Consider the following 25,716-nt stretch of genomic DNA (forward strand, 5'->3'; position numbering starts at 1 on the left):
TGAGCTGGGAAGCCGCGGGCCGGGCTGCGTCCTAAACGTCGTGTCAGGCGGTCTTGACGGATCCACCGTCGATCAGCAGGTCTGTGCCGGACATGCTGGCCGCCAGCGGTGAGGCGAGGTAGGCGACGGCCGTAGCTACCTCGGACGGTTCCAGCAGGCGGCCGGTGGTCATGCCCATCGCGGCTGGGATCTGAGCCAGCAGCTGCTCCTGGGTGACCCCCATGGAGCGGGCCAGCTCCGCGCCGTAGCCGTCCGGGCTCTCCCACATCGCGGTACGCACCGGGCCCGGCGAGATGGTGTTGATGCGCACGCCCTGCGGTCCGAACTCCTCCGCCAGTGCCTTGCCGAAGGCGGTCAGCGCGGCCTTCGCGGTGGTGTAGGTGACGGGCCCGGCATGCGGCATCCGGGCGCCGTTGGAGGAGATGTTGACCAGCGCCCCGCGGCGGCGCAGCAAGCTGGGCAGCGCCGCCCGGCTGGTCCGCACGGCGGCCAGGAAGTTCAGGTCGAGGGACTGCTGCCACTGCTGGTCGGTGAAGGAGAGGAAGCCGCCAGTTTGGCCCTCTCCGCCGTCGCCGCCGCCGACGTTGTTGACGAGCAGGTCGAGGTCGCCGAGCTCGGTGGTGGCACGGTCGATCAGCTGGGCGGGGGCGTCGGGGGTCAGCAGGTCCATCGGTATGGCCAGGGCGCCGGTCTCCTTCAGCTCCGGGGTGATGGTGCGGGCGGCGGCTACCACGCGAACGCCTTCGGCGGTGAGCGCTTGGACGGTGGCCAGTCCGATGCCGCGGCTCGCGCCGGTGACCACGGCGGTGGTGTTCGTCAGCTGCAGATCCATGGATGCACTCCTGTCGTGGCAATAAACCAGTCGCGACTTCAGAGACGCCGTAAAGCTAGTAGATGCAACATCAATGATGCAAGTAATCCATGATCGGCGTCCTCGATGTACTGTCTGGTCCATGGAGACGAGGGGGCGCGCGCTGCGCGCCGATGCGGAGCGGACGGTGCGGACGATCCTGGAGGCGGCCGAACGCGTGCTGGCCGCCGACCCGGCGGCGACCATGGAGCAGATCGCAGCGGCGGCCGGGGTGGCCCGCACCACCGTGCACCGGCGCTTCGCCACCCGCGAGGCATTGGTCGAGGCGCTGGCGACCTGGGCGACCGAGCGGTTCCACCAGGCCGTGGAGGCCGCCCGCCCGCTCACCTCCCCGCCGCTGGTTGCCCTGCACCAGGTGACCGCCAACGTCCTTCAGGTGAAGATCGGCTGGAGCTTCGCGATGAGCCGGACCGCTCCGTCCGACCCCGAGGCGGCGCGAGTGCACGCCGACGTCCTGGCCCAGTGCGATCAGCTCTTCCGCCGCGCGCAGGAGGCCGGCCTGCTGTCTGCGGACACCGACCTGGAGTGGGCCCGCCGGGTCTACTACGCCCTGATCCACGAGGCGGCCGAAGAAGGGCGGGAGGTCGTCGATATCGGCGCCGTCGACCAGCTGGCCGCACGTGTGGTGGACACCCTGCTGCACGGAGTCGGGGCACCGGTGTAGACCTTGCCGCGAGGGCCGGTCGGGGGCGTCGGCCCATCCGGCCTTGATGCCAGCGAGCGCCCTCGATCACGCTGACGCGATCGGCCGGGCCCGCCGCAGTCCGACCTGCAACCTCCCGGATCAACCAATCCCTTCGAGAGAGCTGCACCTCTTCGGGTTATGCGACGAGGGAGAGGTCGAGGCGGGCGAGGTGGCCGATCCGGGTGCGGTCGAGCGGGTGACCGCTCCACCAGGCGTCGAGACGAACCAGGTTCAGCGCGACCGCGGAGAAGGCATGTTCGAGGTGTGTCTTGGGCAGGCCGCGGTAGCGGGCGCGTCGCATGCCGGTGACCGCCACGGCCTGGTGGATGGTTCCCTCGATGCCGGCGCGGGTGCCGTACTTGGTGCGCCACTGCTCACTGGTCTGTTCGGCGCGGGCCTGGTCGAGGGCTTCTTGCTGTTCGCGGGGCTGGAGGGAGAGCGACCGGCCTCCGGTCTTGGAGCGGGTGCACTGGTCGCGGACGGGGCATGCCTGGCAGGTCTGCTTGTCGAACTTGACGACGATTGCCGGCGTCCCGCGCTGGCTGGCAGGGCTCCACCAGGTGCTGGTGCTCCCGCGCGGACAGACGGCCTGGCGCTTGTCCCAGTCGATGGTGAAGGCCGTCCGATCGAATCCGGTACCGGCGCGGGCCTGGGGCGAGCTGTTCAGCAGCACCGGGGTGACCAGGGCGACGCCGAAGTTGCGCTTCACCGCGACGATGAGTTCGGCCGACGGGTAACCGGAGTCGAGGTAGTGCTCGGCGGGCAGCAGGTCACGGGCGGCCAGCATCTGGTGGATCGGTTCGGTCATTTCCGCGTCGGTGACCGTGGCGTCGGTGGTGGCGATGTTGGTGATGTTGGTGATGATCCGGGGCGCGGGTTCGCCGTCGACCGGGTCCGGAGCCGGATCGTCGCAGGTCTCGCTGATGTGGACCTTGTACCCCGTCCACCAGGAGCCTTGCTTGAGGCCGTAGCGTGCGTCGGTGATGCCCCTATGGATGTCAATCGGCTGATGCTGGTGTCACCGCGGTCCGCCTGGGCGGGTGATCGTCTGGTAGATCTCTCGTGCGACGTAGCGTTTCAGGCAGCGGATGGCTTCTCGGCGTGTCTTGCCCTCGCTGGTGCGCCGCTCCACGTAGTCGCGGCTGCGGGTGTCCCAGCGCAGGCGGGCCAGGACGATGGTGTAGAGCGCGGAGTTGGCCTGGCGGTCACCGCCGCGGTTGAGCCTGCGGCGTTGGGTCTTGCCTGACGATGCCTCCACCGGGCTGACGCCACAGAGTGCGGCGAAGGACGCCTCGCTGCCCATCCGGCCCGGGTTGTCTCCGGCCGCTATCAGCAACGCGGCAGCGGTGTCCGGGCCGACGCCGTAGCGGTCCAGAAGCCTCGGTGCGCAGGCACCGATGGCGGTGGTGATCCGGGCGGTGAGGTCGTGGATCTCCTCGGTGAGGTGCCGGATCCGTCGGGCCAGCAGCCGGAGAGTGTGGCGGGCCGCCGCTGCCGGGCCGGTCCCGTCCGCGGCTTCCAGCTCGGAGCATCTGCGGATGAGCTTGGGGTTGCTCAGGCCGGTCAGCGACTCGCGCAGGGCAGGGTCTGCGGAGACCAGGATGGCCTTGAGCTGGTTGATTGCCTGTGAGCGCGACTTGATGGCGGAGCCCTTGGCCATCTTGAACATCCGGATTGTCTCCACTGGACCGTCGCTGGTCTTGGCGGTGGCGGTGGCTCGGCCGGACAGCACCGCGTGGGCGGCAGCGGCCGCGTCGATCGCGTCGGTCTTGCCACGTCGGCGCCGGGTGGCCTTGTCCGGCTGGTTGACCTCGATGACCGTGATGCCCTCGCGGTGCAGGTAGCGCGTCAGCGCCGCGCCGTAGGAGCCGGTGCACTCGACGCCGGCCCGCTGGAGCCGCCCGAAGGAGCGTGCCCAGGACAGGAGCTGCCGGTAGCCCTCCTGGGTGGTCGGGAAGCTGCGGGTGTCCAGCATGGCCCCTGTAAGGGTGGTCACCGCGGCTACGTGGCTGTCCTTGTGGGTGTCCACTCCGAGTACGACGTCCTCGGGCGTTTCGGCCGTGTGGTGACGGGGGCGGGTGGGTTGGGTCATGCTGGGCACGGTCGCCTGTCTCCTGAGCGCTTGGGGAACACCGGTGGCCGACGCCGGGCTGGTGTGGCGGTCAGGACTGTGACGGTGCCTGTCGCGAAGGCCCCTATCGGGACACGCCCACCGGTCCGGCGGCAGCACGCACCGCCTCGAACGGTGGTCGGCAGATCACAACCAGGGCACCAGGGCCAGTCGTAGGGCGGGCCAGACCACCGCCCGAGGCGGCACCCGACCATCCTCACAGTCGTAGGGAGAGGCGAGGCGGAGCCTGCCGGGCGGGAGGTCCTCGCTCTCCCGCCGCTTCACCTCCGTCCCCGCCTCGGTGACGGTGCGATGGTAGTTCTGCATCCACACCGTGCGCAGGATCCGTAACGCTGGCAGATCGCGCAGCCACACGGGCGCGGCCGGGGAGTGGACCGCTTCCAGGAGTAGGAATCCGTCCCGGCCGTAGACCAGGGCCATCTCCGCGCGCTTGACCTTCGAGGCGGGCGGATGCCACGAGTCGGTCCGTGGCCCGTACCGCTCGGCCCACTCCCGAACAGGCAGTGCATCGGCCAACCAGTCCGGGGCGGCGCAGGCCAGAGTCTCCAGCGCGGCCCTCAGCGTCTCCCCGGCGAGCTCCAGCCGGTTCAGATCCCGGACTGCGGCCAAGACCCGAGTGGAGTCGGTGCGCTGCTTGCCACCGGCCTTCACCAGGCCCCGGTCCCTCAGCGCGGTCAGCAGGAGGTCGAGCACCTTCTCCTCCAGGCTGTACTCCACCAGACGGGCGCGGAACTCCGACAGGACCGAGGCGTCGAACCCAGGATCGTCCAGCTCCAAGCCCAGCGCGTACTTGAAGTCCATGCCGTAGCGGACGCGATGCGCCGCCGCGCGGTCGGTGAGATTCTCCGCGAACTGCAGCACCGTCACCAGGGCAAGCTGGCCCGGCGACCAGCCCGGTCGCCCCCGTTCTGCGAACGCCTCAGCGAACTCGACGTCCGGGAACAACTCGCCCAGCTCATCGCGGACCCGCATCGCCAGCGGATACGGTCCGCGTGCTGTGACCGCGCGAGCCACCTGCGCGGTCAACCCCGGCACCTGCGGCCAAGGCCGCGACTGCATCGACATCCAGCACCCCACCCGCGACCGGAACGGCAAAACGGCCGCCGCCCTGGCCAACGAGCCGTCACACCGGACGGCACGGAATTAACCAACAGGATCATCGTGGGGTCCGAACCTCGGGGTGAGGGTGTGGACTTCGGTGACGTGCAGGTGGTGGAAGCCGGTCCGCTCGGCGGCGCGGGTGCGCCGCCGACAGGTTCCGCGTGAGAGCCGCACCTGGCCGACCCGAGCAGGCTCCGGCCGGGATGGTGCGGGTACTCCATGACCTGGCACCGGACCGTGAGGTGCTGGTGCCTGGGTGTCATGCCCCGCCGGACGCTGGACCACCCCGGTGGGGATGGTGGCGGGGACCGTACGCACATCGGGCATACGGCGGGAAGTCGGTGACCGGCGGGCCGGGGAGGACCGGGCCGGTGTGGGAAGCCCAGCCGGTCCGCGAGGGCACGGTAGTGGTCGCGTTTGGCGGCGAGGTGTTCACGGTGGGTGCGCAGCCGGTGCAGTTTCGCGCTGACCACGGTGGCGTCGAAGACCAGAGGGCGGCCGTCGGTGACCACCCGTGCCGTGGCGGCGCGCCCGATCAGACGGCCGACCGTGCCGGTGAGCAGGGTGTTCACTCCCCAGTCGAAACCGACTGCCACCCGGTGCCCGGACGCCGTGGTGGCCGGGGCGGGGCGCGAGTGCGGCAGGTCCACTGCGATCCGCCCGGCCCGGGTGGGGCGCAGGGTGGAGATGTGCAGCACCGCGTCCGGGTCGACGGTGCCCGGCAGACGCAGGTCGATCACATGCCAGGCCCACTCCCGCCCCGAGGCCGGGGCCGCGCACAGCGGGAGCTTCACCCGCAGCCGGGCCGTGGTCTCGTCAAGGCGCTGAAGGGTGACCTGCTGGCGGTCCATCGCGGCAAGCAGGACCTGCGCCGCGACCTGGGGTGACTCCTCCAGCTCGCACAACCCGGCGGGTAGCTTCCCGTGCCCGGCCAGATACGCGCGCACCTGCCGGGTCCGGTTACGGATCTCCACCCCACTGACCCCGGTGGGCAGCAGCGCCTGCAACGCGGCCCACTCCGCCCCGGTGCGTCGTCGGGGATCGGCGGGCCAGGTCGCCAGGACCGCCGCCACCAGGGCACGCCGGTGCACCGCCAGGCGCAGGGTACGCGCCGCGTACTCCTCGGCCGCCCGGCGCACTCGGTCCGACACATACATCCCCTCGGCAGGCGCAGCATTCCCCGCCCAGCCAAGGCGGCGCATCGCCATCCACCCCTTGGACGGCAGATCCTTGCCCTGCCCGTCGACACCGGCGGCCAGCACATCCAGTGAATCTTCGTCCCACCGGGAAGCCACCAGGCCCCGGGTCAACTCCTGCCACAAGGAGGCCAGGAAGGACACCCGCCGGTACAGCAGCCGCTGACCCACCTGTTCACCACTGCCCTCGACCACACCACCGAACGCGGTACACGTCGCCGTCGCCACCAACCGGCCCACACCCACCACCCCCTCCATGCCCCTGAACCAGACACACCCCCGCATCCGATCGACCTAACGAACGACCACCGCACAAAGACACGCACCCCGGCGACCACGCCCGATTTCATGCAGGAAAACGCAGCGAGACGGCCAACAGTTGAAGACCTCACCCTGCCGTTGGAGCGCTGAGGGTTTCGGACGGGAACAGGCCCAGCCGATGCGCCAGCGCCGCCGCCTCGCCGCGTCCCGAGACGCCGAGCTTGCCGAGGATGTTGGAGACGTGGACGCTGGCCGTCTTCGGGGAGATGAAGAGTTCCTCCGCTATCTGGCGGTTGGTGCGGCCGATGGAGACCAGGCGGAGGACGTCGCGTTCCCGGCTGGTGAGGCCGAGGGCCTGGACCGGATCGGCGGCGGGTGACTGCTGCGGGGCCTGGCGAAGGCTGAGGCGGGCGCGTTGGGCGAGCAGGCCGACGGCGTCGGCGAGGGGGCGCGCGCCGAGGTGGTCGGCGACGGCATGCGCGAGCCGGAGCAGTTCGGTGGCACGGTCGCGGTCGTCCTCTCCCCCGGTGGTGAGGAGGGCCTCGGCGAGGCGGTGGCGGACGCGGGCGAGGTCGTAGGGGCGTTCCAGGCACTCGAAGGCCGTGACCACCTCGGACCAGGTGTCCGGGCCGGCGATGCCCTCGGCGCGCTGGAGCTCGGCGCGCACCCACTTTTCGTGGGCGGCCCAGATGGGCGCGCCGGTGGCGAGGCGCTTGACGGTGCTGAAGATGCGCTCCAGGGCTTCTTCGCGGCCCTGCCGGGCGGCGGGCAGGTTGCGGCTGTCGGCCTCGGCGGTGGCGGCGGCGAGCAGCAGCTTCCAGCCGTAGCGCTGGGTGCCGGGCGGGATGCCGGCGTCGAGGGCGCGGTCGAGTTCGCCGCGGGCGTCCAGGATGCGGCCTTCCGAGGCGGCGACGCCGATGGCGATGAAGGCCAGGGGGAGCCACTGCTGGGGCATGGGGTCGTGGGTGCCGAAATGGCCGCGCGCGGCGGCCAGTTGGCGGCCGGCTTCGGCGGTGTCGCCGCGGGCCAGGGCGACATTGGCCAGGCACAGGGCGGCCGTGCCCTGGGGCTTGGCGCTGTGGCCCCGGCGCAGCGCGTTCGACGCGGCCTCGGCGGACTCGTCCCAGCGGCCGAGTGAGAACAGCGAGTCGGAGAGGTTGCCCCAGACCCACGCCTCAGTGTCCAGCAGACCGTACTTCCGGGCGAATCCGGTGCCCTCCTCCAGGATCCCGGCGGCTTCGAGGGAGCGGCCGACGGCTTCGAGTTCTGACGAAAGGTTGACATACGTACGGCCGGCGACATGGGTGAAGGCCCCGGCCAGGGACTGCTCCTTGACCTCGTACATCTCCGCGAGCCCCGCTTCGATGTCGCCGGCATCGACGAGGAGGACGCCACGGGTGACGCGGGCGTTCAGCTCGACCTCGCGGGCCTCGACCATGCGCGCGTACTCCACGGCGCGCTCGGCGGCGGCGAGGGCCTCGGCGCCGGGCTGGTGCAGCATGGACCAGCCGGCGACGTTGGTCAGGACCTCGGCGTGCACTTCGGAGGGCGGCAGTCCGCGGACCAGTTCCTGGGCGGTGGCCAGTTCCTTCCAGCCGTCGTCGCGGGCCTTCGCCTGGACCAGGCGGGAGCGCTGGACCCAGAACCAGGCGGCGAGCAGCGGGTCGTCCTCGTCCTCCAGCAGGCGCAGCGCCCGCTTGGTGATCTTCAGGGCGCGTTCGCGTTCTCCGCAGAAACGGCTTGCGACGGCCGCCGCGGCCATCAGGTCGAGGTAGCGCAGCGCAGCTGTCGCCTGATCTCCGCCGTCCGGAGCGCGGTACACGTCCGTGTAGCCGGTGGGGCGCAGTGCGGCCCGGACGTCCCCGGGGGCGGGATCCCACAACTCCATCGCGCGCTCCAGAAGCCGGAGTTGCTCGGAGTAGGCGTGCCGGCGGCGAGCGGCGACGGAGGCGTCGAGGACGGCGGGCAGGGCCTTGGCGGCGTCATGAGCGTGGTACCAGTAGCTGGCCAGGCGCATGACGCGCTGGTCGGCGGGGACGAGGCCCGGGTCGGCCTCCAGGGCTTCGGCGTAGCGGCGGTTGAGACGGGAGCGCTCGCCGGGCAGCAGGTCGTCGGCGACGGCCTCGCGGACCAGGGAGTGGCGGAAGCGGTAGCCATCGCCGGTGGATGTGGCGAGCAGGATGTTGGCGTTGACGGCCGCCCGCAGGGCCTCGATGAGGTCGTCCTCGGCGAGACCGGCGACGGCGGACAGCAGCCGGTACTCGACGGTGGAGCCGCCCTCGGCGACGATCCGGACGACCCGCTGGGCGCTCTCGGGCAGCGCTTCGACGCGGACGAGGAGCAGGTCGCGCAGCGAGTCGGTGAGTCCGGTGCGACAGCCCTCGTGGGCGGCGACGGTGAGTTCCTCGACGAAGAAGGCGTTGCCGTCGGAGCGTTGGAAGATCTCGTCGACCTGCGCGGGGTCCGGTTCGGCGGCGTGGATGCCGGCGATCTGGCGGGCGACTTCCGCGCGGTTGAAGCGGGCGAGTTCGATGCGCTGGACCGTGCGCAGCCGGTCGAGTTCGGCCAGCAGGGGGCGCAGCGGATGGCGGCGGTGGATGTCGTCGGAGCGGTAGGTGGCGAGGACGACAAGGCGGCCGGTGCGCAAAGTGCGGAAGAGGTAGGCGAGGAGGTGGCGGGTGGAGGCGTCGGCCCAGTGCAGGTCCTCCAGGGCGACGACGATCGTGCGGTCGGCGGCGATGCGTTCCAGCAGACGGGCGGTGAGTTCGAAGAGGCGGGCCATGCCCTCCTCGTCGTGCCGGCCGGTGCCTGCCTCACCCAACTCGGGGAGCAGCCGGGCCAGTTCCTCCTCCTGACCGGCGGCCGCGGCGGCCAGTTCGTCCGGCAGTTCACGGCGCAGGGCGCGCAGTGCGGTGGAGAACGGGGCGAAGGGCAGCCCGTCGGCGCCGATCTCGACACAGCCGCCCAGCGCGACGACGGCGCCCTTGCGGCCGGCGGCGGTGGCGAACTCCTCGACGAGGCGGGTCTTGCCGACGCCGGCCTCACCACCCACCAGCAACGCCTGCGGCTCGCCCGCGTTGGCGCGGGCGAGCGCGTCGTTCAGCGTGTTCAACTCCTCGGCGCGGCCTACGAAGACGGGACTGACGGACCTGGTCTCCACAAGTCCGAGCATCGCACGGGGGTCTGACAACGCGGCACCGGTTTTCCCGCGGTGGCGTCCGTCCCTCGATCCGTCTCCCGGCCCTGCGGCGCTCACGCGGTGCGTGGGGACCGGTGCCGTCGTGGACGGCGGGTATGCGCCTCGTTCGCGGCGGCGCGTTCGGCTGCTTCCCGGCGGGCGGCGCGGCCGCTGCGTATGGCTTCGCGGACCAGTCGCTCGTGCTCGGCCCGGCGGATCAGCTCGGCGGAACGGATCTGCTGGAGCTCGTACTCGTACATCTCTTCTCCCCGGAGAGGTCGGTGTGCGGTATCGCTCATTGCGATGCCTCCACCTTCGTTTCCCAGGGGGGTTCGCCGCATCGGGAGAGTTCCGTATCTTCGGCAGGCGCGGGACCTTAGAAGGCACTTAGTACGGCCACCGGTTCACCGGGACATCTCCTAAGCCCGACCTAAGAGCCGGCAGACCCGGCCTACGCCCCCGGCCAGGCCCCCAGTTGCTGCGCCACCAGTCCCCCCGCGCCGGCGACCGCGAGCGCCATGGCAACCGTACGCGTGTGGTGCGCGTTCAGCCGGCGGGTCAGTGGGCGGGCGAGCAGTACTCCGGCGATCGCCGCGGGCGTGAGCAGCGCGGTGCGTTGCAGGGTGTGCGCTCCGACCACGCCGGCCACCGCCAGCGCGGCCAGGCTCATCAGGGAGCCGACTAGGAAGAAAGCGCTCATCGTGGCCCGCAGCCGTGGCCCGCTCAGCCGCTGCCACACCATCGCCATGGGCGGGCCTCCGATGGACGTGGCCGTGCCCATCAGCCCCGACGCCATCCCGGCCAGGAGGACCGAGGAGCGCCGCGGCCGCGGTACGTACCCGGCCGCGCTCACCGCGACGCCGGTGAGGACCACTCCGGCGATGAGCAGCGCGAGGTGGCGGGCCGGCAGGAGGATCACGAGAGTTGCGCCGGCGGCCACTCCCGGCACCCGTCCGACGAGGGCCCAGCCGCAGCCGCGCAGATCCGCCCCGCCCCGTTCGCGCACCAGCACCGCCGCCGTCACGCCGACGGCGAGCAGCAGCACCACTGGCGGTGCCAGTGTCGGGTCGACCAGGGAGAACACCGGCGCGGCGATCATGCCCAGCCCGAAGCCGACGGAGACCTGGAGCACCGCGCCGATGCCGACCGTGAGGGAGAGCAGGGCGAACTCCCCGCCGGTCATGCCCACGCAGACCGCGCCTCCAGCGGGAAGTGGCACAGGGCGGTGTGGGCGTCGCCCGCACCTTCCGGCTCCCGGACGACGGCCGGAGGCACCTCGGTGGCGCACCGGTCCTCGGCGCGCCAGCACCGGGTGCGGAAGCGGCAGCCGGACGGGATGTCGAAGGGCGAGGGGATCTCGCCCTTGAGCTGGATCTCCTGGTCGTCGGTGGCGCGGGAGGTGTCCAGGACCGGTGCGGCCGACATCAGCGCAGCCGTGTAGGGGTGCTGCGGGCGTTCGAACACGTCCTCGGTCTCGCCGTGTTCGATGACCTTGCCCAGGTACATCACCGTCACCCGGTCGGAGATGTACCGCACGACGGACAGGTCGTGGGAGATGAACACGTACGCGACGCCGAGGCGCGACTGGAGTTCCGAGAGCACATTGAGGACCTGTGCCTGCACGGACAGGTCCAGGGCGGAGACCGGCTCGTCGCACACGATGAGGTCGGGGTCCAGGGCCAGGGCGCGGGCGATGCCGATGCGCTGGCGCTGCCCGCCGGAGAACTCGTTGGGGTAGCGGTGGGCGTCGCTCTCCCGCAGCCCGACCAGGGACAGCAGTTCTCGGACCCGCTTCTCGCGCGCCTTCGCGTCCGGGACGACGTCCCGGTGGGTGCGCCAGGGCTCGCCGATCAGATCGGCGGCCGACATACGGGCGTTGAGCGAGGCGAAGGGGTCCTGGAAGACCATCTGGACGCGGCGCCGCCAGTTCAGCAGCTCCTTGCCGCGCAGGGCGAAGGGGTCGACGCCGTCGTACCGCACCGTGCCCGCGTCGGGTCGTTCCAGCCCGAGCAGCACCCGGGCCAGGGTGGACTTGCCGCAGCCGGACTCGCCGACGAGCCCGAGGGTCTGTCCCCGGCCGAGCTGTACGTCCACTCCGTCCAGGGCGGTCAGCCGGCGCCGGCCGCTGCCGAAGCTCTTGGTGACGCCGCGGACCTCCAGCAGCGGCGGGTGTTCGTCGGTTCCGTCGGCCCGGGGTCCGGGAGTGGCGGTGGTGGCGCGGGACTCAGGCACGGTCGAGCTCCTCGGAGAAGTGGCAGGCGGCCGAACGTCCGTCGCCCGTGGTGCGCAGGGAAGGCCGTTCCCGGACGCATCGCTCCCGCACCAGCGGGCAGCGGGCCTGGAAGACACAGCCGGGCGGCACCGCGCTCAGCTCGGGCGGGCTGCCGGGGACGGCCGGCAGCGGGCGCCCGCGCTCGGCGTCCTCCGGGACCGAGTCGAGCAGTCCGCGGGTGTAGGGGTGGCGCGGGGAGGTGAAGACGTCGTGCACCGTTCCCTGTTCCAGGACCGTGCCGGCGTACATCACGACCACGTCGTCGGCGCGCTGGGCGACCACGGCCAGGTCGTGGGTGATCAGTACGACGGCCATGTCCCGCTCGTCCTGGAGGTCCCGCAGCAGCCGCATGATCTGTGCCTGCACGGTGACGTCGAGCGCGGTGGTCGGCTCGTCGGCGATGAGCACATCGGGGTCGAGGGCGACGGCCATCGCGATCAGCAGCCGCTGGCGCATGCCTCCCGAGAACTGGTGCGGATAGGACTTGGCCCGCTGCCTCGGCTCGGGGATGCCCACGCGGGTCATCAGCTCGATCGCCTTTTCCTCGGCCTGCCGCCGGCTCAGTCCGCGGTGGATGCGGAACGGCTCGCCGATCTGCCGGCCCACCGGCTGCACCGGGTTGAGGGCGGTCAGGGCGTCCTGGAAGACGATGGACAGGACGGGACCGGCCAGCTTACGGCGTTCCGCCGGGCTCAGCCGCAGGGTGTCCTTGCCTCTGACGCGTACGGCGCCGCCGGTCACGGAGGCCGCGGGGTCGAGCAGTCCCACCACCGACAGCGCGGTCATCGACTTGCCGCAGCCGGACTCGCCCAGCAGGGCGAGGGTGCGCCCGTGGCGGACGCTGAAGCTGACGCCGTCCACGGCGCGCACCGTGCCGGAGGCCGTGCTCAGGTCCACGCACAGCCCCTCGACGTCGAGGGCGGGGTCGGTGGCGGACGGGGCGGGGGCGGAAGTGGTCGTCACGGGATCATCTCCGGAGGAACGGCGGCGGAGGCACCGCGGCGCTTGCGGGGCAGCGTCAGCCGCCAGCGCTGGGCGGGGTCGGTGGCGATGCGGGCCCAGGCGGCGAGCACCGTGGCGGACACGGTGGTGAGGACGATGGCGAGCCCGGGCAGCACCGTGATCCACCAGGCGGTCTGGAGATACTGCCGGCCCTGGGCGACCATCAGGCCCCAGCTCACGTCCGGGGGCTGGATTCCGATGCCCAGGAAGCTCAGCGAGGACTCGGTGAGCATCACGAAGCAGAAGTCGAGGGTGGCGACGGTCAGCAGCGTCGGCAGGGCGATCGGCAGGATGTGCCGGTAGATGATGTGCCGGCTGGGTGTGCCGAAGGTGCGGGCCGCGTCGACGAACAGCCGGCTCCGCAGCTCGGCCGCCTCCGCCCGGGAGGTGCGCAGATACACCGGGATGCGGGCCACGGCGAGGATCAGCACGATGTTCAGCGCGGAGGGCGAGAAGACGTAGAGCACGACCACCGCGATGAGCAGGGAGGGGAAGCTGAGGATGACGTCGGCGACGCGCATCGCCAGGCTCTCCCGGCGTCCCCCGTGGTAGCCGGCCCACAGGCCGAGGGCTGATCCGATCACGAGCGAGCACAGCACCGTGGGGACGGCCACGGACAGGGTCGTCGCCGCCGCGTCGATCAGGCGCGCCAGGACGCTGCGCCCCAGCACGTCGGTGCCGAGCAGCCCGTACACCCCGTCGCTCAGGGACGGCGGGCGCAGGGAGGCGTCCAGGTCCTGGCGCTGTGCGCGGTCACCGATGAACAGCCGGCCGAAGAGGGCGGCGAGGGCGACCAGGGTGAGGACGACGGCTCCGGCGGCCGCGACGCGGTCCCGGCCGAGCAACCGCCACCAGCTCGGCGGACGCTTTCGGGCGGGGGCGGCGTCGTTCACGGGAGCGGCGCCGTCAGCGGCGGAGGTCTCTGCTGTGGTCATGCTGCTTCCTTCGCTCACGCCGGCACCGCCTGACGCACTCGGGGGTCGGTCAGCGCGTGGCAGACGTCAACGAGGATGTTCAACGCGAAGATGGTCACCGCGGTGAGCAGGACGGCCGCCTGGAGAACCGCGAAGTCGCGCTGCAGGATGGAGTCGATCATGAGTTTGCCGATGCCGGGCCAGCCGAAGATCGTCTCCACGATCACGGCGCCGTTGACCAGTCCCACCGTCAGGTCACCGGCCACGGTCAGCACGGGCGTCACCGCGTTGCGCAGGGCGTGACCGAAGATCACCCGGCGGGGCGTGGCGCCCTTGCTCCGAGCGATCTTGACGTAGGGCGCGGAGAGCGCGGAGACCATGCTGCCGCGCACCACCTGGACCAGCACACCGAACGGGCGGATCAGCAGGGTCGCGATGGGCAGGACCCAGACCTCGGGCCCGCCCAGGGTGCCCGAGGTGGGCAACCATGCGAGGCTCACGCCGAAGACCAGTACGCCCATGACGGCGAACCAGAAGTCGGGGATGCTCGCGGCCGTCATCGACAGCAGGCTGGCGATCCGGTCGACCAGGGAGTTGGGCCGGTAGGCGGCCAGGCTGCCGATCAGTACCGCTCCGGTGATCGCCAGCAGCATGGTCACGCCGGCGAGCTGCAGGGTGACGGGGAACGCGTCCAACACCATCGAGGTCGCGGACTGCCCGGTCCTGAGCGAGGTGCCGAAGTCCAGCTGCGCGGCGTCGACTAGGTAGTTCCACAGCTGTGCCGGGATGGAGAGGTCGAAGCCCTGCGCGGCGGAGAACTCCGCGCGCTGCTCGGCGGTGGCGCTCAGCGGGAGGTAGAGGTCGACCGGGTTGCCGGTCATCCGGGCCAGGAAGAACACGCCCAGCACCACGCACACCAGGGGGATGGCGCTGGAGAGTATGCGTTTGCGCAGAAAAGGAACCATGTCAGTGCTTCGCCTTCGCCGGGCTGACCTCTGCCAGCCGCATCTCGTCGCCGGTGGCGGAGTTCGGCTCGTACCGGATGGACCGTGACAGGCCGAGCAGTCCGCTCATGTGGGCCAGATGGGTGTACTGAACGACCGTCTTGTTCTGGTCGGCGAGCAGATCGGCGAAGGCCTGCTGGCGCTCCTCGCCGGAGAGCGCGCCCGCTTCGGCGATGCGCCGGTCGAGCTCCTCGGTGCCGAAGGTGGACTGCGGGCCGTCGCTCAGCAGGTACTGGCTGGTGGTGAAGGCCGCGTCACCGGCCTGGTTGCCGTGCATGATCAGCAGGGCGATGGGGCCGACGCCCTTGGGCAGCGGCCGGAGCTGGTACTGGAGCTGGGTGGCCGTGTCCGCCATACGCACCCGTACGTTCAGCCCGATCTGCTGCATCTGGTACTGGAGGGCCTCCGCGGTCTCCGACACCCCGGAGAACATGCCGTTGCGGGCGACCAGGGTGATCTGCCGGTCGACGGGCACGCCGTCGGCCTCGGCCTCCTCGATCAGGGCCTTGGCGCGGGCCACGTTCTGCCGGGTGGACCGGATCTCGTCGTTGTGTCCCACCACACCGGGCGGGACCAACTGGCCGGCCGGTTCGGCGAGTCCGCCGAGCAGGGCGTCGATGATGCCCTCGCGGTCCACGGCCAGGTCGACGGCCCGGCGTACCCGGAGGTCGTCGAGCGGCGGCTCGCGGCCGTCCAGCCGCAGCGCGGTCGTCTCGTTGTTGGGGTAGGAGGCCGTCGTGTCCTTGTCCGCCTCGATGGGGTCGAGGGCGACCGCGATCTCCGCCTCACCCTTGTCGATCATGGCAGCCCTCACGCTCGCGTCGCTCCGCCAGACGTAGCGGGCCCGGGGGAAGGCCGGGGCCTCGCCCCAGTAGTCGTCGTGGCGGTTGAGGGAGATCGCCGCTCCCGGCTGCCAGGAGCTGACGGCGTAGGGGCCGGTGCCTATGGGGATACGGACCTTGGCCTCGGCGTCGGTCGTGCGCGGCACGATCTCCACGAAGCTCAGGCGCAGCGGCAGGATCGGGTCGGGCTGCTCGGTGGTGACGGTCAACCGGGTGTCGCTCACCGCCTTCACCTCGAGGTCCTCGTCGCCGAAGACATAGCCCTCGACGTTGCAGGCGAGGTCGGAGTTGACCGCCCGGTCGATGGAGAAGGCGGCGTCCTCGGCGGTGAACGGCTCGCCGTTCTGGAAGGTCACCCCGGTGCGCATGTCGAAGGTCCAGGTGCGCTCGTCCGTCTGCTTCCAGCCCGTGGCGAGCAGGGGGTGCAGTTCGCCGGAGTCCGGGTCGCGTTCGACGAGCGGCTCGGTGATGTTCGACCGGACGACGACGCCGGTGCCGGTCAGTGAGGCCTCGCAGGGTTCCAGGGTCGGTGGTTCCTGAGTGAGCACCACCCGCAGCGTGCGGCCGTCGGCGCGGCCGGCGTCACCGGCGGCGCTGCCCGCCACGGCGCAGCCGCTGGACAACAGCACCATGCCCGCCAGGAGCATCGCAGTCGTCGCGCGGGGCCGCCTTCGTCCGGCGGGCGGGATGGGGGAAACGGAGAACTTCATCGTCGGCTCGTCTCCGGTGAGTGCTGATGTGTCGCGTTCCACGTACGGGCGACTGCGAGGAGCTGTCTACACTTGCGCACCCGGTCCGCATCTGTGAACGCCGAAGCTAAACCGGCACCGTGGCAGCGTCAAGAGATGCGCCGGATCGGATCCGTCCCGCGCCGCTCCGACCGCCCGCGCCGCGCGCCCCTGAGTCCCTCGACGAAGCCAGGAGATCACATGCCCATTCCCGGAACCACGACCGAAATCGCTGACAGCTCCCCGACCTCGCCGGCCACCTTGCTCCAGGTGTCGCCCCTGCTCCCCGGCCTGGAGCGGACCCTGGCCGGGCGCTACCGCACGGTGCGCCTGCACGAACTGCCCGATCCGGCCGCGTACCTGCGCGACCACGGCAGCGACGTGATCGCCGCCGTGACCAGCGCGCGGACCGGGGTCGACAACGACCTGATGGACGCGCTGCCCCGGCTGGGCGCGATCGTCCACTTCGGCGTCGGCTACGAGACCACGGGCGTGGTCCGCGCCCGGGCGCGCGGCATCGACGTCAGCAACACCCCCGACGTGCTCACCGACTGTGTGGCCGACCTGGCCGTCGGCGCGCTGATCGACTCCATGCGCCGGATGTCGGCCGCCGACCGGTACGTACGCGGCGGAGGGTGGACCGCGGCGCCGTTTCCGCTGGCCACCCGGATGAGCGGGAAGCGGGTCGGCATCCTCGGCCTCGGCCGCATCGGCCGGGCCGTCGCGCGCCGGCTCGAGGGCTTCGGCACGGAGGTGTCGTACTGCTCACGCGTCCCGGTGCCCGACGTGCCCTACCGCCATCTGCCCACCGCCGAGGCGCTGGCCGCCGCGTGCGACGCGCTCGTCGTCACCGTCGCGGGCGGCGCGGGCACCGAGGGGCTGGTCTCGGCGGCGGTGCTGGCGGCGCTCGGGCCCGAGGGCCATCTCGTGAACGTCGCGCGGGGCAGCGTCGTCGACGAATCGGCCCTGGTCGCGGCGCTGGAGGCGGGACGGATCGCGGGTGCGGCGCTCGACGTCTTCGCCGACGAACCGAACGTGCCCCGGGCGCTCCTGGACTCGGACCGGGTGGTACTGCTCCCCCACATCGCCAGTGCCGCCAGGGAGACCCGCGAGGCCATGGGCGACCTGGTGCTGCGCAACGTCGAGCGGTTCATGACCGAGGGGGTTCTCCTCACCCCGGTGCCGGCGGCCGCCCATTGACACCGTCGCCCACAGCTGTCTACAAATGAGAACGCCGACTACATATGAGGATGGCATTCATGGTGCGGAACTCAGAGCGGATCGCCGGCGTCACCGTGACCCCCGTGGCCTTCCGGGACCACCCCCTGCTGAACACCGTCGGGGTGCACGAGCCCTACGCACTGCGCACCATCGTGGAGATCACCACGGAAACCGGTGTCAGCGGCGTCGGCGAGACCTACGGCGGCACGGTGCATCTCGAGCGGCTGCGCCGCGCCGCCGACGAACTGGTCGGCATGGACGTGTGGAGCCTCAACGACCTGATCGCCCGCACCACACGCGCGCTGGGCTCCGACACCACGGGCGGCGACGGCATGTCCGGCATGGTCACGGGCAGCAGCACCGTGGACCGGGTCATGTCACCGTTCGACGTCGCCTGCCTCGACATCCAGGGCAAACTCGTGGGCCGGCCGGTCTGCGACCTGCTGGGGGGAGCGGTGCGCCCCTCGGTCCCCTACAGCGCGTACCTCTTCTACAAGTGGGCCGGACACCCGGGCCAGGAGGACGACGACTGGGGCCCCGCGCTCGACCCCACGGGGCTGGTCGAGCAGGCCCGCCGCATGATCGGCACCTACGGATTCACCTCCATCAAGCTCAAGGGCGGTGTCTTCCCGCCCGACGAGGAGATCGCGGCGATCAGAGCGCTGCGCAAGGCGTTCCCCGAGCTCCCGCTGCGTCTCGACCCCAATGCCGCCTGGAGTACGGAGACGTCACTGCACGTCGCCCGGGAACTGGACGGCGTCCTGCAGTACCTCGAGGACCCGACCGAGGGCATCGACGGCATGGCCGCGGTGGCCGGCGGGACACCCACACCGCTGGCGACCAACATGTGCGTCGTGTCCTTCGACGACCTCGCCCCGGCCGTGGCACGGGGAGCGGTGAGCATCGTCCTGTCCGACCACCACTTCTGGGGCGGTCTGCGGCGCTGCGGCCAACTCGCCTCGATCTGCGGGACCTTCGGGCTGGGGATGTCGATGCACTCCAACTCGCATCTCGGCATCAGCCTCGCGGCGATGACCCACCTCGCCGCCGCGACACCGCGGCTCACCTACGCCTGTGACACGCACTGGCCCTGGAAGCGGCCGGACGAGGACGTGATCGACCCCACGCCCCTGCGGTTCAGCGAGGGACGCCTCGCCGTACCGACGGCTCCCGGTCTCGGCGTGGAACTGGACCGGGACGCCCTCGCCCGGCTGCACCAGCAGTACCTCGACTGCGGGCTGCGCGACCGCGACGACACCGGTTACATCCGCCGCTTCGAACCCTCGTTCTCCACCAAGACCCCGCGGTGGTGAGCGGCTGATGCGCATCATGCTCGACCACCGCATCCTGAGCCGTTTCCACGACCGGCTCAAGGCCTCCACGCGGGGACAGCACATCTGGCTGGAGTCCTTCGACTGGGACGTGGCACGGCTCTCCGAGGCCATCGCCGACGTCGACGTCTACGTCGGCTCCAAGCTGCGGGCCGAGGACGCGCGCCGCGCCGAACGGCTGCGGCTAGTCCATGTCGTCGGCGCCGGCTACGACGGCATCCCGATGGACGCGCTCCACCCGGGGGTCACGGTCGCCACCACCCACCACCACGGCCGTTCCATCGCCGAGCACGTGCTCATGTCGATCCTGATGCTCTCCCGCGACGTCCTGGGAGCCGACCGCGCGCTGCGCGCCGGACGCTGGCGCAATGTGGCGGTCGATCCCGGACTTCCCTTCGGCACCACGCTGCAGGGCCGCCGGGTGGGCATCGTCGGCTTCGGCGAGACCGGCACCGAGGTCGCCCGGCTGTGCCAGGCGGTCGGCCTGCGGATCCGCGCCGTACGGCGCGACCCCTCCGCGCCGTTCCCCGCGGATCTTCGGCCCGACTGGGTCGGCGGCGACGACCGTCTGCCCGAACTCCTCGCCGACTCCGACGTCGTGGTGGTCACCGTCCCCCTGAGCGCCGCCACCGACGGGTTGATCGGCCCCGCCGAACTGGCGGCCATGGGCCCCGAGGCCCTGCTGGTCAACGTGGCCCGGGGGCCGGTGGTGCAGGAGGAGGCGCTCTACGACGCGCTGAGCTCGGGCACCATCGCCGGTGCCGCGCTGGACGTGTGGTGGTCGGGCCCTCCCGAGGCGCCGAGCCGGCTGCCCTTCCACGACCTGCCGAACGTGCTGATGACCCCACACCACTCAGGCCACACGGCCGACACCTTCGCCGCTCGCGCGACAGAGATCGCCGACAACATCGACCGGCTGGAGCGAGGCGACGCGCTCAGCAACGTGGTCCGCGCCCCGGCAGCAGCCGGAAGCGTCGCCGCAGCACCCCCGTCCCCCACCCGCGCTGTCCCTCACGATGAGTAGGAAACCACCCATGCTCGAAGGCGTTCTCTTCTTCCCCGTCACCCCGTTCACCGCAACCGGTGACGTAGACCTCGACGCCCTGCGTCGGCACATCGCGGACGGGGTCGACGCCGGCCCGGGCGGAGTGTTCGTCGCCTGCGGCACCGGCGAGTTCCATGCCCTGGATCTCGAGGAGTTCACCGCGGTCGTGCGGACCGCCGTCGACGCGGCGGGGGGACGCGTCCCGGTGTACGCCGGGGCCGGTGGCGCACTCGGCCTGGCCCGGCGGTTCGCGCGGGCCGCGGCCGAGGCCGGTGCGGACGGCCTGCTGCTCATGCCGCCCTACCTGGTCGAGGCACCCGCCACCGGGCTCGTCGCCTACACCCGGGAAGTCGCAGGGGAGACCGGCCTGCCGCTGATCGTCTACAACCGGGCCAACGCGCGGTTCGACGAGCACACGGCGGCGGAGGTCGCCCAGCTGCCCACCGTCGTGGGTCTGAAGGACGGAACCGGCGACCTCGATCTCGTCGCGCGGATCGTCCCCGCCGTACGGGACGCACTCGACGGGACCGGCAAGCAGTTCCAGTTCTTCAACGGCATGCCCACGGCCGAGGCGAGCCAGCTCGCGTACCGGGCGCTGGGAGTGGAGCTGTACTCGTCGGCCGCCTTCGCCTTCGCGCCCGATGTCTCCATCGCCTTCCACCGCGCGGTGGAGGAGGGGGACCAGAAGCGGATCGACGCCCTTCAGCGCGCCTTCTTCCACCCCCTGGTCCGGCTGCGCCAGCGGGTTCCGGGCTACGCGGTGGCGCTGGTGAAGGCCGGGGTCACCCTGGAGGGTCTCGAAGCCGGACCGGTCCGGCCGCCGCTGACGTCCCTCGCCCCGCAGGAGGTCGAGGAACTGGCGGCCATCATCGCCGAGGGCCGCGCCGTGCTCGCTTCCTGAGCCGCACGCCGACGCGTACAAGGGGGTCCTCGCACGTCCGTCAGTACCTCAGGACGTCCGGGGACCCCTCGTGGTCCGCGTCGGCTCAGCCGGTGGCAGGCAGGCCCAGGAGTACGTCGGTGTACTTCAGGACGGCCAGGAACAGGCCGATGACGCCGAGGGAGATGCCGGCCCAGGCGACCGACTTGATCCACGGGGCCTGCGGCTTGCCGGGGGCGCCGAACGCGGGACGGGCCAGGACGACGACGCCGACGATCAGCGCGGTCAGCGCGAACAGCCCGGCCCAGAGCGCGTTGGCGTTCCAGGCGTCGCCGTAGCCCTCCCTGACCATGGTGGCGACGCTGGAGGACTGCGAGGTCTCCAGCTGGCCGATGAGCGACTCGCGCGCGGAGGCCACGGTGCCGACCCAGCTGCCGGTGAGCGAAACGATGCCGAGCGCGGCCGAGACGACGGCTCCGGCACCCTGGCCGACACCGGAGTGGCCGGCTTCCTGCGCCGCTTCGGGCTGCTCGTCACCGTCCTCGGTGCCGGTCGCTTCGTCGGTCGCCTCGTCGGTCGTGGTGGCGTCCGCCGCCTTCTCGGTCTTCTCCTCGTCGGTCGTCGCCTCGGTGCCGGTGTCGGCGCCGGTCTCGTCCACAGTCTTGGTTCCCATGCGACGCACCGTACGGACGGAGTCTGAGAGGTCTCTTAATGATCGCTGTGAGCGGTACGCGCGCGTGCTTCAGGCCACTCGGGGGCGAGCACGGCCCAGATCTCGTAGTCCTGGCGTACGCCCCGCCAGGGGTAGCTCTCGCGGAGCACGCCCTCCCGGGTCATGCCGAGCCTTCGGGCGACGTTGATGCTGGCCGTGTTGCCGGACGCCGCGTGCCATTCCACGCGATGCATACCGCGCTCGTCGAACGCCCAGTCGATGAGGACGCGGGACGCGCGCGTGACCAGTCCCCTGCCGGTCCCGGCGGGCTCCAGCCAGCAGCCGATCTCGCAGACGCCGGTCGCGGCGTCGAAGACGCGGAAGAGGACGCCGCCGACGAGTTTTCCGTCCAGCCACAGTCCGTGCAGGGAGCCGCTGTCCGCGGCGCGCTTGTCGGCGTACGACTGGAGGATGGCCCGCGCGGAGTCGAGGTCGATGGCGTTCGCGCCGAACGGGATGTGCCGGGTGATGAAGTCCCGCCCGCGGTCGAGGTGGGCGAGGAACTCCTCGGCGTGCCAGGGCTCCAGGGGCCGCAGTTCGGCTTCGTCACCCAGAGGTATCGCGTACATCCGGCTGCCGCTCCTTCTCCAGTACCTCTACGACGTCCGTGAGCTTCTCACGCTCGGCAGCGGCATCCGGGAGGTTTTCCTGCTCGGCGCGGCTTTCCGGCGGCTCGATGCTGATTCGCGGCAGCCACCGGTCGAGCCGGCGCGGCAGCCACCAGTTGGCGCCGCCGAGCAGGTGCATCAGCGCGGGGACGAGGAGCGTGCGCAGGACGAAGGCGTCGAGGGCGACGGCGGCGGCGAGCGCGATGCCGAACATCGCGATGACGCGGTCGCCGCTGAGGACGAAGGCGAGGAAGACCGAGATCATGATGACCGCGGCGGAGTTGATCACGCGGCTGGTCTCGGCGAGGCCGATGCGGACGGCGCGCCGGTTGTCGCCGGTCTCGAGCCACTCCTCGTACATCCGGCTGACCAGGAAGACCTGGTAGTCCATGGAGAGCCCGAAGAGCACCGACACCATGATCACGGGCAGGAAGGGTTCGATGGGGCCCGCGCGGCCGAGGCCGAGCAGTTCGCTGCCCCAGCCCCACTGGAAGATCGCGACGACCACGCCGAACGAGGCGGCGACGGCGGCGATGTTCATCGCGGCGGCCTTCAGCGGTATGACGACGGACCGGAAGGCGAGCAGGAGCAGCAGACAGCCAAGGCCTATGACGACGCCGACGAACAGCGGCAGTTTCCCGACGATGACGTCGGCGAAGTCGTCGTAGCCGGCCGTGACACCGCCGACGTGCACGTCGAGGGAGGTGCCCGTCTCGGCACGTGGCAGCACCTCGGTGCGCAGCCGGTCCACGAGGTCGCTGGTGCTCTGCGACTGCGGGGCGGACTCCGGTACGACGGTGAGGTACGCGGTGTTTCCGCCGGTGCCGTACGTCACCGGTGTCGCGGAGGCGACGCCCTGGGTGCCGCGCAGGGTGCTGTCGAGGTTGTCCAGGGCGAGCCGGTCCTCGGCGCCGTACACCTCGGTGACCAGGGTGAGGGGGCCGTTGACGCCGGGTCCGAAGCCTCCCCCACTCTCGGCTGCGCTCGAGCGGGAGGTGCCCCCAGCCAGGAGGTCGTACGCCTGCCGGGTGGTCGTTGATTCGGGGTTGTTGCCCTGGTCGGAGGTGCCCAGGTGGAGGGAGAGGGTGGGCAGGGCGAGCAGGGTGATGACGCCGAGCGCGAGGGCGCCGAGCTTCTTGGGGTGCCGTTCGACGAAGGCGGACCAGCGGGCGGCGAACCCGGTGGGCAGTTCGGGCTCGGGTCCGTGCTCGGCCAGCCGGCGTCGCTCGCGGCGGCTGAGCGCGCGCATCCCGATGAGGGACAGCAGGGCCGGGAGCAGGGTCACGGAGGCCGCGACGGTGAGGACCACGGTCAGCGACGCCGCGACGGCGACGCCGTTGAGGAAGCCGAGGCGGAGGATCAGCATGCCCAGCAGGGCTATGCAAACGGTGGCACCCGCGAACACGACGGCGCGTCCTGTGGTGGCCACGGCGCCCGTGACCGCCTCGGTGACGCTCAGGCCGCGTTTCAGTCCGCGCCGGTGCCGCGTGACGATGAACAGCGCGTAGTCGATACCGACGCCGAGTCCGATCAGCATGCCGAGCATGGGCGCGAAGTCGGCGACGGTCATGACGTGTCCGAGCAGCGCGATCCCGGCGTACGCGGTGCCGACGCCGACCAGCGCGGTGGCGATGGGCAGCAGGGAGGCGGCGAGCGAACCGAAGGCGAGGAACAGCACGACCGCGGCGACGACCACGCCGACGACCTCGGCGAGGTGACCGCCGGAGGAGTCGGTGAGGCCGATGGCGGTCCCGCCCAGCTCCACCTGGAGTCCGTCGGTCTGAGCCGCCTTGGCGGTGTCCACGACGGCCTGCGCCTCGGACTCCTTGACGTCCTGGGCCTGGTCGTCGAAGGCGACGGCGGCGTAGGCAGTACGTCCGTCCGCGCTGATCCGGCCCGTGCCCTGGCCGTCGTAGGGGCTCACCACGGAGGCCACGCCGGGCAGTTCCGCGATGTCGTTCAGGGTGCGGGTCATCGTCTGTTCGACATCGGCGGCGCGCACGGTGCCGGACTGGGTGTGCCAGACGACCGTGCCGCTCGCACCGCCGAGGTCCGGGAAGTTCTCCTGCAGCAGCTCGTCGGCCCGGCCCGACTCGGTGCCGGGAACCTTGTAGTCGTTCGAGTACGCCGTGCCGGTGGCGGCGGCGGCCGCGGTCACCCCGCCGAAGGCGACGAGCCAGAGCAGAACGGTGACCAGGCGGTGCCGAACACACCAACGCGCAAGGGCTGCCACGAACGAGCTCCCGGAGTGACGATGTGTGGATCTTTGACCGGGAACAGTCGTCCATGAACTGAACAGCCCGCAAAGAACGCAAGAGCAATGCACCGCCACTCTTGCAGTCAGAACTGATCGTTTGGTCGTTTAGTGTGGTTATTCACAGGGGTGGGAGACACCTGACAGGACAATCGGGCGAAGTCTGTCGCCCGTCAGTCGAACTGGTCCCCCAGCGCCATCACCATCACCCCGCCGACCAACAGCCACAACGCCCGCCGGGTGCGCCCCCGCGACCCGAGGAGCGCCGCCAGCGCGCACACGCCGGCCCCGACGGCGTACGCGGCCGGGACGAGCACCGGCGCCGCGTCCGTGACACGGAGCACCGACGCGGCCAGCCCCACGAGGGCCAGCAACGCCCCGGTGCCCGCCGCCGCCCAGCGGGCCCGCCGCGCCTCCTGCGCCGGGTCGCCGGCGTCCTCCACCTCGGCCGCCTCGGAAGGCGTTTCGGAATCAGCGCGTCCACTCATGGCGCGCGAGCGTAGCGCGTACCGCCGCAAAAACCGGATGCGGGGAGGTATCCCGGCTGCTAGCGTCCCGGCCGTCCGTCGTTCCCGGCACATCGCCGCCGACCGAAGCAGGTGCATTGTTTGACGGTCCGACCGAGCTCCTACGCATCCCGTTCCTCTTCCCAGGACTCAAGGAGCCCGTTCACCGATGTCCGACATCACATCGAGCACGACCGACGACCTCACTAGGCGGCTGACCCACACCCGCTATCCGCGCAGCAGCCGCTACGACGCCCGCTGGACCATCGAGAACCAGATGGGCCCGCACGCGCTGTGGCTGCTGGAGTGGCTGGCCCCCGCGCTCGGCCTGGCGGAGCTGCGCCCCGGTGCGCGCGTCCTCGACCTCGGCTGCGGCCGGGCCATGACGTCCGTGTTCCTCGCCAGGGAGTACGACGTCCAGGTCACCGCCGCCGACCTGTGGGTCAAGCCCGACGAGAACGCCCCGCGCATCGCCGAGGCGGGCGTCGCCGATCGGGTGCTGCCCGTGTTCGCCGAGGCGCACGACCTGCCGTTCGGCGAGGGAAGCTTCGACGCGATCGTCTCCATCGACGCGTACCAGTACTTCGGCACGAACGATCTTTACCTGCCGACGCTGACCCGGCTGCTGAAGCCCGGCGGGCGGATCGGTGTCGTCGTACCGGCGCTGCGCGAGGAGATCGACGGCACCGCGCCGCCGGAGCAGCTGCAGCGGTTCTGGGAGCCGGACTTCTGGTGCTTCCACTCGGCCGCCTGGTGGCGGCGCCACTGGACCCGCAGCGGGGCCGTGGAGGTCGAGGCTGCCGACTGGCTCACCGACGGCTGGCGCGACTGGCTGCTGTGGTGCGAGGTCGTGGCGGAGCACAGCACGGACGACTTCCACGTCAGGATGGCCGGCCAGTGCGCCGAGATGCTGCGCGTCGACCAGGGCCGCGCCCTGGGCTTCGTACGGGTCGTGGGGCGCCGTCTCTGAGCAC

General features: G+C 71.3%; 23 protein-coding genes. 6 read left to right on the forward strand and 17 right to left on the reverse strand.

All coding sequences use genetic code 11. The features are described 5' to 3' along the window. Positions 1 to 43: 43 nt before the first annotated feature. Positions 44 to 832, reverse strand: a complete 789-nt coding sequence (locus ACKTSN_RS14465) for an SDR family oxidoreductase (protein ID WP_409469502.1) — start codon at positions 830 to 832, stop codon at positions 44 to 46. A gap of 121 nt (positions 833 to 953) precedes the next feature. Between ACKTSN_RS14465 and ACKTSN_RS14470 the strand changes: the two genes are divergently transcribed. Beyond that, positions 954 to 1,535, forward strand: coding sequence for a TetR/AcrR family transcriptional regulator (locus ACKTSN_RS14470; RefSeq protein ID WP_409469503.1), 582 nt, complete (start codon positions 954 to 956; stop codon positions 1,533 to 1,535). 157 nt (positions 1,536 to 1,692) lie between these two features. Here ACKTSN_RS14470 and ACKTSN_RS14475 read toward each other — a convergent pair whose 3' ends face one another. The 12 genes from ACKTSN_RS14475 to ACKTSN_RS14530 all read right to left on the reverse strand — a co-directional run bounded on the left by ACKTSN_RS14475 (position 1,693) and on the right by ACKTSN_RS14530 (position 16,167). Beyond that, positions 1,693 to 2,559, reverse strand: coding sequence for a transposase (locus ACKTSN_RS14475; RefSeq protein ID WP_409474829.1), 867 nt, complete (start codon positions 2,557 to 2,559; stop codon positions 1,693 to 1,695). A 15-nt stretch (positions 2,560 to 2,574) separates the two neighbouring features. Then, complete coding sequence (locus tag ACKTSN_RS14480) at positions 2,575 to 3,648, reverse strand: IS110 family transposase (RefSeq protein WP_409469504.1); 1,074 nt, start codon at positions 3,646 to 3,648, stop codon at positions 2,575 to 2,577. Positions 3,649 to 3,813: 165 nt separating this feature from the next. Continuing rightward, positions 3,814 to 4,713: a transposase gene (locus tag ACKTSN_RS14485; RefSeq protein ID WP_409469505.1), complete on the reverse strand. Its 900-nt coding sequence runs from the start codon at positions 4,711 to 4,713 to the stop codon at positions 3,814 to 3,816. Continuing rightward, the gene (locus ACKTSN_RS14490; protein ID WP_409469506.1) at positions 4,710 to 6,242 is read right to left on the reverse strand and encodes a hypothetical protein; all 1,533 of its coding nucleotides are present in this window, start codon (positions 6,240 to 6,242) and stop codon (positions 4,710 to 4,712) included. The genes ACKTSN_RS14485 and ACKTSN_RS14490 overlap by 4 nt, the downstream gene beginning before the upstream one ends. 130 nt (positions 6,243 to 6,372) lie before the next feature. Next, positions 6,373 to 9,417: a helix-turn-helix transcriptional regulator gene (locus ACKTSN_RS14495; protein ID WP_409469507.1), complete on the reverse strand. Its 3,045-nt coding sequence runs from the start codon at positions 9,415 to 9,417 to the stop codon at positions 6,373 to 6,375. 80 nt (positions 9,418 to 9,497) lie between these two features. After that, on the reverse strand, positions 9,498 to 9,683 hold the full coding sequence (locus ACKTSN_RS14500) for a hypothetical protein (protein ID WP_218517043.1): 186 nt from the start codon (positions 9,681 to 9,683) through the stop codon (positions 9,498 to 9,500). Positions 9,684 to 9,874: 191 nt separating this feature from the next. Next, entirely contained in the window at positions 9,875 to 10,606 is a 732-nt protein-coding gene (locus tag ACKTSN_RS14505) for a sulfite exporter TauE/SafE family protein (protein WP_409474830.1), read from the reverse strand. Continuing rightward, positions 10,603 to 11,655: an ABC transporter ATP-binding protein gene (locus ACKTSN_RS14510; RefSeq protein WP_409469508.1), complete on the reverse strand. Its 1,053-nt coding sequence runs from the start codon at positions 11,653 to 11,655 to the stop codon at positions 10,603 to 10,605. Before ACKTSN_RS14510 ends, ACKTSN_RS14505 begins: the two co-directional genes overlap by 4 nt. Further along, positions 11,648 to 12,658, reverse strand: coding sequence for an ABC transporter ATP-binding protein (locus ACKTSN_RS14515; protein ID WP_409469509.1), 1,011 nt, complete (start codon positions 12,656 to 12,658; stop codon positions 11,648 to 11,650). The genes ACKTSN_RS14510 and ACKTSN_RS14515 overlap by 8 nt, the downstream gene beginning before the upstream one ends. Beyond that, complete coding sequence (locus tag ACKTSN_RS14520) at positions 12,655 to 13,632, reverse strand: ABC transporter permease (RefSeq protein WP_409469510.1); 978 nt, start codon at positions 13,630 to 13,632, stop codon at positions 12,655 to 12,657. Before ACKTSN_RS14520 ends, ACKTSN_RS14515 begins: the two co-directional genes overlap by 4 nt. A 14-nt stretch (positions 13,633 to 13,646) precedes the next feature. Continuing rightward, on the reverse strand, positions 13,647 to 14,576 hold the full coding sequence (locus ACKTSN_RS14525; RefSeq protein WP_409469511.1) for an ABC transporter permease: 930 nt from the start codon (positions 14,574 to 14,576) through the stop codon (positions 13,647 to 13,649). Between the two features lies 1 nt (position 14,577). Further along, entirely contained in the window at positions 14,578 to 16,167 is a 1,590-nt protein-coding gene (locus tag ACKTSN_RS14530; protein WP_409469512.1) for an ABC transporter substrate-binding protein, read from the reverse strand. Between the two features lie 219 nt (positions 16,168 to 16,386). Here ACKTSN_RS14530 and ACKTSN_RS14535 point away from each other — a divergent pair, with 219 nt between their 5' ends. From ACKTSN_RS14535 to ACKTSN_RS14550, 4 genes are read left to right on the forward strand one after another with little or no spacing between them, the layout of a single operon-like run. Next, positions 16,387 to 17,385: a 2-hydroxyacid dehydrogenase gene (locus tag ACKTSN_RS14535; protein ID WP_409469513.1), complete on the forward strand. Its 999-nt coding sequence runs from the start codon at positions 16,387 to 16,389 to the stop codon at positions 17,383 to 17,385. A gap of 50 nt (positions 17,386 to 17,435) precedes the next feature. Further along, entirely contained in the window at positions 17,436 to 18,719 is a 1,284-nt protein-coding gene (locus ACKTSN_RS14540) for a glucarate dehydratase family protein (RefSeq protein WP_409469514.1), read from the forward strand. Positions 18,720 to 18,726: 7 nt separating this feature from the next. Continuing rightward, positions 18,727 to 19,761 (forward strand): 2-hydroxyacid dehydrogenase, encoded by a 1,035-nt coding sequence (locus ACKTSN_RS14545; protein WP_409469515.1) that lies wholly within the window; start codon positions 18,727 to 18,729, stop codon positions 19,759 to 19,761. A gap of 10 nt (positions 19,762 to 19,771) precedes the next feature. Continuing rightward, positions 19,772 to 20,683: a 5-dehydro-4-deoxyglucarate dehydratase gene (locus ACKTSN_RS14550; protein WP_409469516.1), complete on the forward strand. Its 912-nt coding sequence runs from the start codon at positions 19,772 to 19,774 to the stop codon at positions 20,681 to 20,683. A gap of 85 nt (positions 20,684 to 20,768) precedes the next feature. Here ACKTSN_RS14550 and ACKTSN_RS14555 read toward each other — a convergent pair whose 3' ends face one another. The 4 genes from ACKTSN_RS14555 to ACKTSN_RS14570 all read right to left on the reverse strand — a co-directional run bounded on the left by ACKTSN_RS14555 (position 20,769) and on the right by ACKTSN_RS14570 (position 24,724). Next, positions 20,769 to 21,335 (reverse strand): hypothetical protein, encoded by a 567-nt coding sequence (locus ACKTSN_RS14555; RefSeq protein WP_409469517.1) that lies wholly within the window; start codon positions 21,333 to 21,335, stop codon positions 20,769 to 20,771. 35 nt (positions 21,336 to 21,370) lie between these two features. Further along, on the reverse strand, positions 21,371 to 21,943 hold the full coding sequence (locus ACKTSN_RS14560; RefSeq protein WP_409469518.1) for a GNAT family N-acetyltransferase: 573 nt from the start codon (positions 21,941 to 21,943) through the stop codon (positions 21,371 to 21,373). Continuing rightward, positions 21,921 to 24,215, reverse strand: a complete 2,295-nt coding sequence (locus ACKTSN_RS14565; RefSeq protein WP_409469519.1) for an MMPL family transporter — start codon at positions 24,213 to 24,215, stop codon at positions 21,921 to 21,923. Before ACKTSN_RS14565 ends, ACKTSN_RS14560 begins: the two co-directional genes overlap by 23 nt. Positions 24,216 to 24,409: 194 nt before the next feature. Further along, on the reverse strand, positions 24,410 to 24,724 hold the full coding sequence (locus ACKTSN_RS14570; protein ID WP_409469520.1) for a hypothetical protein: 315 nt from the start codon (positions 24,722 to 24,724) through the stop codon (positions 24,410 to 24,412). Between the two features lie 187 nt (positions 24,725 to 24,911). Here ACKTSN_RS14570 and ACKTSN_RS14575 point away from each other — a divergent pair, with 187 nt between their 5' ends. Next, a complete protein-coding gene (locus tag ACKTSN_RS14575) occupies positions 24,912 to 25,712 on the forward strand; it encodes an SAM-dependent methyltransferase (RefSeq protein WP_409469521.1) in 801 nt (266 codons plus the stop codon). Positions 25,713 to 25,716: the final 4 nt, after the last annotated feature.

This window comes from Streptomyces flavusporus, from assembly GCF_046267975.1.
GTDB classification, from domain to species: Bacteria; Actinomycetota; Actinomycetes; order Streptomycetales; family Streptomycetaceae; genus Streptomyces; species Streptomyces flavusporus.

Excerpts from the sequence above, each read along its gene's own strand:
- ACKTSN_RS14465 (WP_409469502.1), bottom strand. The coding sequence starts at position 832 with ATGGATCTGCAGCTGACGAACACCACCGCCGTGGTCACCGGCGCGAGC.
- ACKTSN_RS14470 (WP_409469503.1), top strand. The coding sequence starts at position 954 with ATGGAGACGAGGGGGCGCGCGCTGCGCGCCGATGCGGAGCGGACGGTG.
- ACKTSN_RS14480 (WP_409469504.1), bottom strand. The coding sequence starts at position 3,648 with ATGACCCAACCCACCCGCCCCCGTCACCACACGGCCGAAACGCCCGAG.
- ACKTSN_RS14490 (WP_409469506.1), bottom strand. The coding sequence starts at position 6,242 with ATGGAGGGGGTGGTGGGTGTGGGCCGGTTGGTGGCGACGGCGACGTGT.
- ACKTSN_RS14495 (WP_409469507.1), bottom strand. The coding sequence starts at position 9,417 with ATGCTCGGACTTGTGGAGACCAGGTCCGTCAGTCCCGTCTTCGTAGGC.
- ACKTSN_RS14500 (WP_218517043.1), bottom strand. The coding sequence starts at position 9,683 with ATGTACGAGTACGAGCTCCAGCAGATCCGTTCCGCCGAGCTGATCCGC.
- ACKTSN_RS14505 (WP_409474830.1), bottom strand. The coding sequence starts at position 10,606 with ATGACCGGCGGGGAGTTCGCCCTGCTCTCCCTCACGGTCGGCATCGGC.
- ACKTSN_RS14520 (WP_409469510.1), bottom strand. The coding sequence starts at position 13,632 with ATGACCACAGCAGAGACCTCCGCCGCTGACGGCGCCGCTCCCGTGAAC.
- ACKTSN_RS14525 (WP_409469511.1), bottom strand. The coding sequence starts at position 14,576 with ATGGTTCCTTTTCTGCGCAAACGCATACTCTCCAGCGCCATCCCCCTG.
- ACKTSN_RS14530 (WP_409469512.1), bottom strand. The coding sequence starts at position 16,167 with ATGAAGTTCTCCGTTTCCCCCATCCCGCCCGCCGGACGAAGGCGGCCC.
- ACKTSN_RS14535 (WP_409469513.1), top strand. The coding sequence starts at position 16,387 with ATGCCCATTCCCGGAACCACGACCGAAATCGCTGACAGCTCCCCGACC.
- ACKTSN_RS14540 (WP_409469514.1), top strand. The coding sequence starts at position 17,436 with ATGGCATTCATGGTGCGGAACTCAGAGCGGATCGCCGGCGTCACCGTG.
- ACKTSN_RS14545 (WP_409469515.1), top strand. The coding sequence starts at position 18,727 with ATGCGCATCATGCTCGACCACCGCATCCTGAGCCGTTTCCACGACCGG.
- ACKTSN_RS14550 (WP_409469516.1), top strand. The coding sequence starts at position 19,772 with ATGCTCGAAGGCGTTCTCTTCTTCCCCGTCACCCCGTTCACCGCAACC.
- ACKTSN_RS14555 (WP_409469517.1), bottom strand. The coding sequence starts at position 21,335 with ATGGGAACCAAGACTGTGGACGAGACCGGCGCCGACACCGGCACCGAG.
- ACKTSN_RS14560 (WP_409469518.1), bottom strand. The coding sequence starts at position 21,943 with ATGTACGCGATACCTCTGGGTGACGAAGCCGAACTGCGGCCCCTGGAG.
- ACKTSN_RS14570 (WP_409469520.1), bottom strand. The coding sequence starts at position 24,724 with ATGAGTGGACGCGCTGATTCCGAAACGCCTTCCGAGGCGGCCGAGGTG.
- ACKTSN_RS14575 (WP_409469521.1), top strand. The coding sequence starts at position 24,912 with ATGTCCGACATCACATCGAGCACGACCGACGACCTCACTAGGCGGCTG.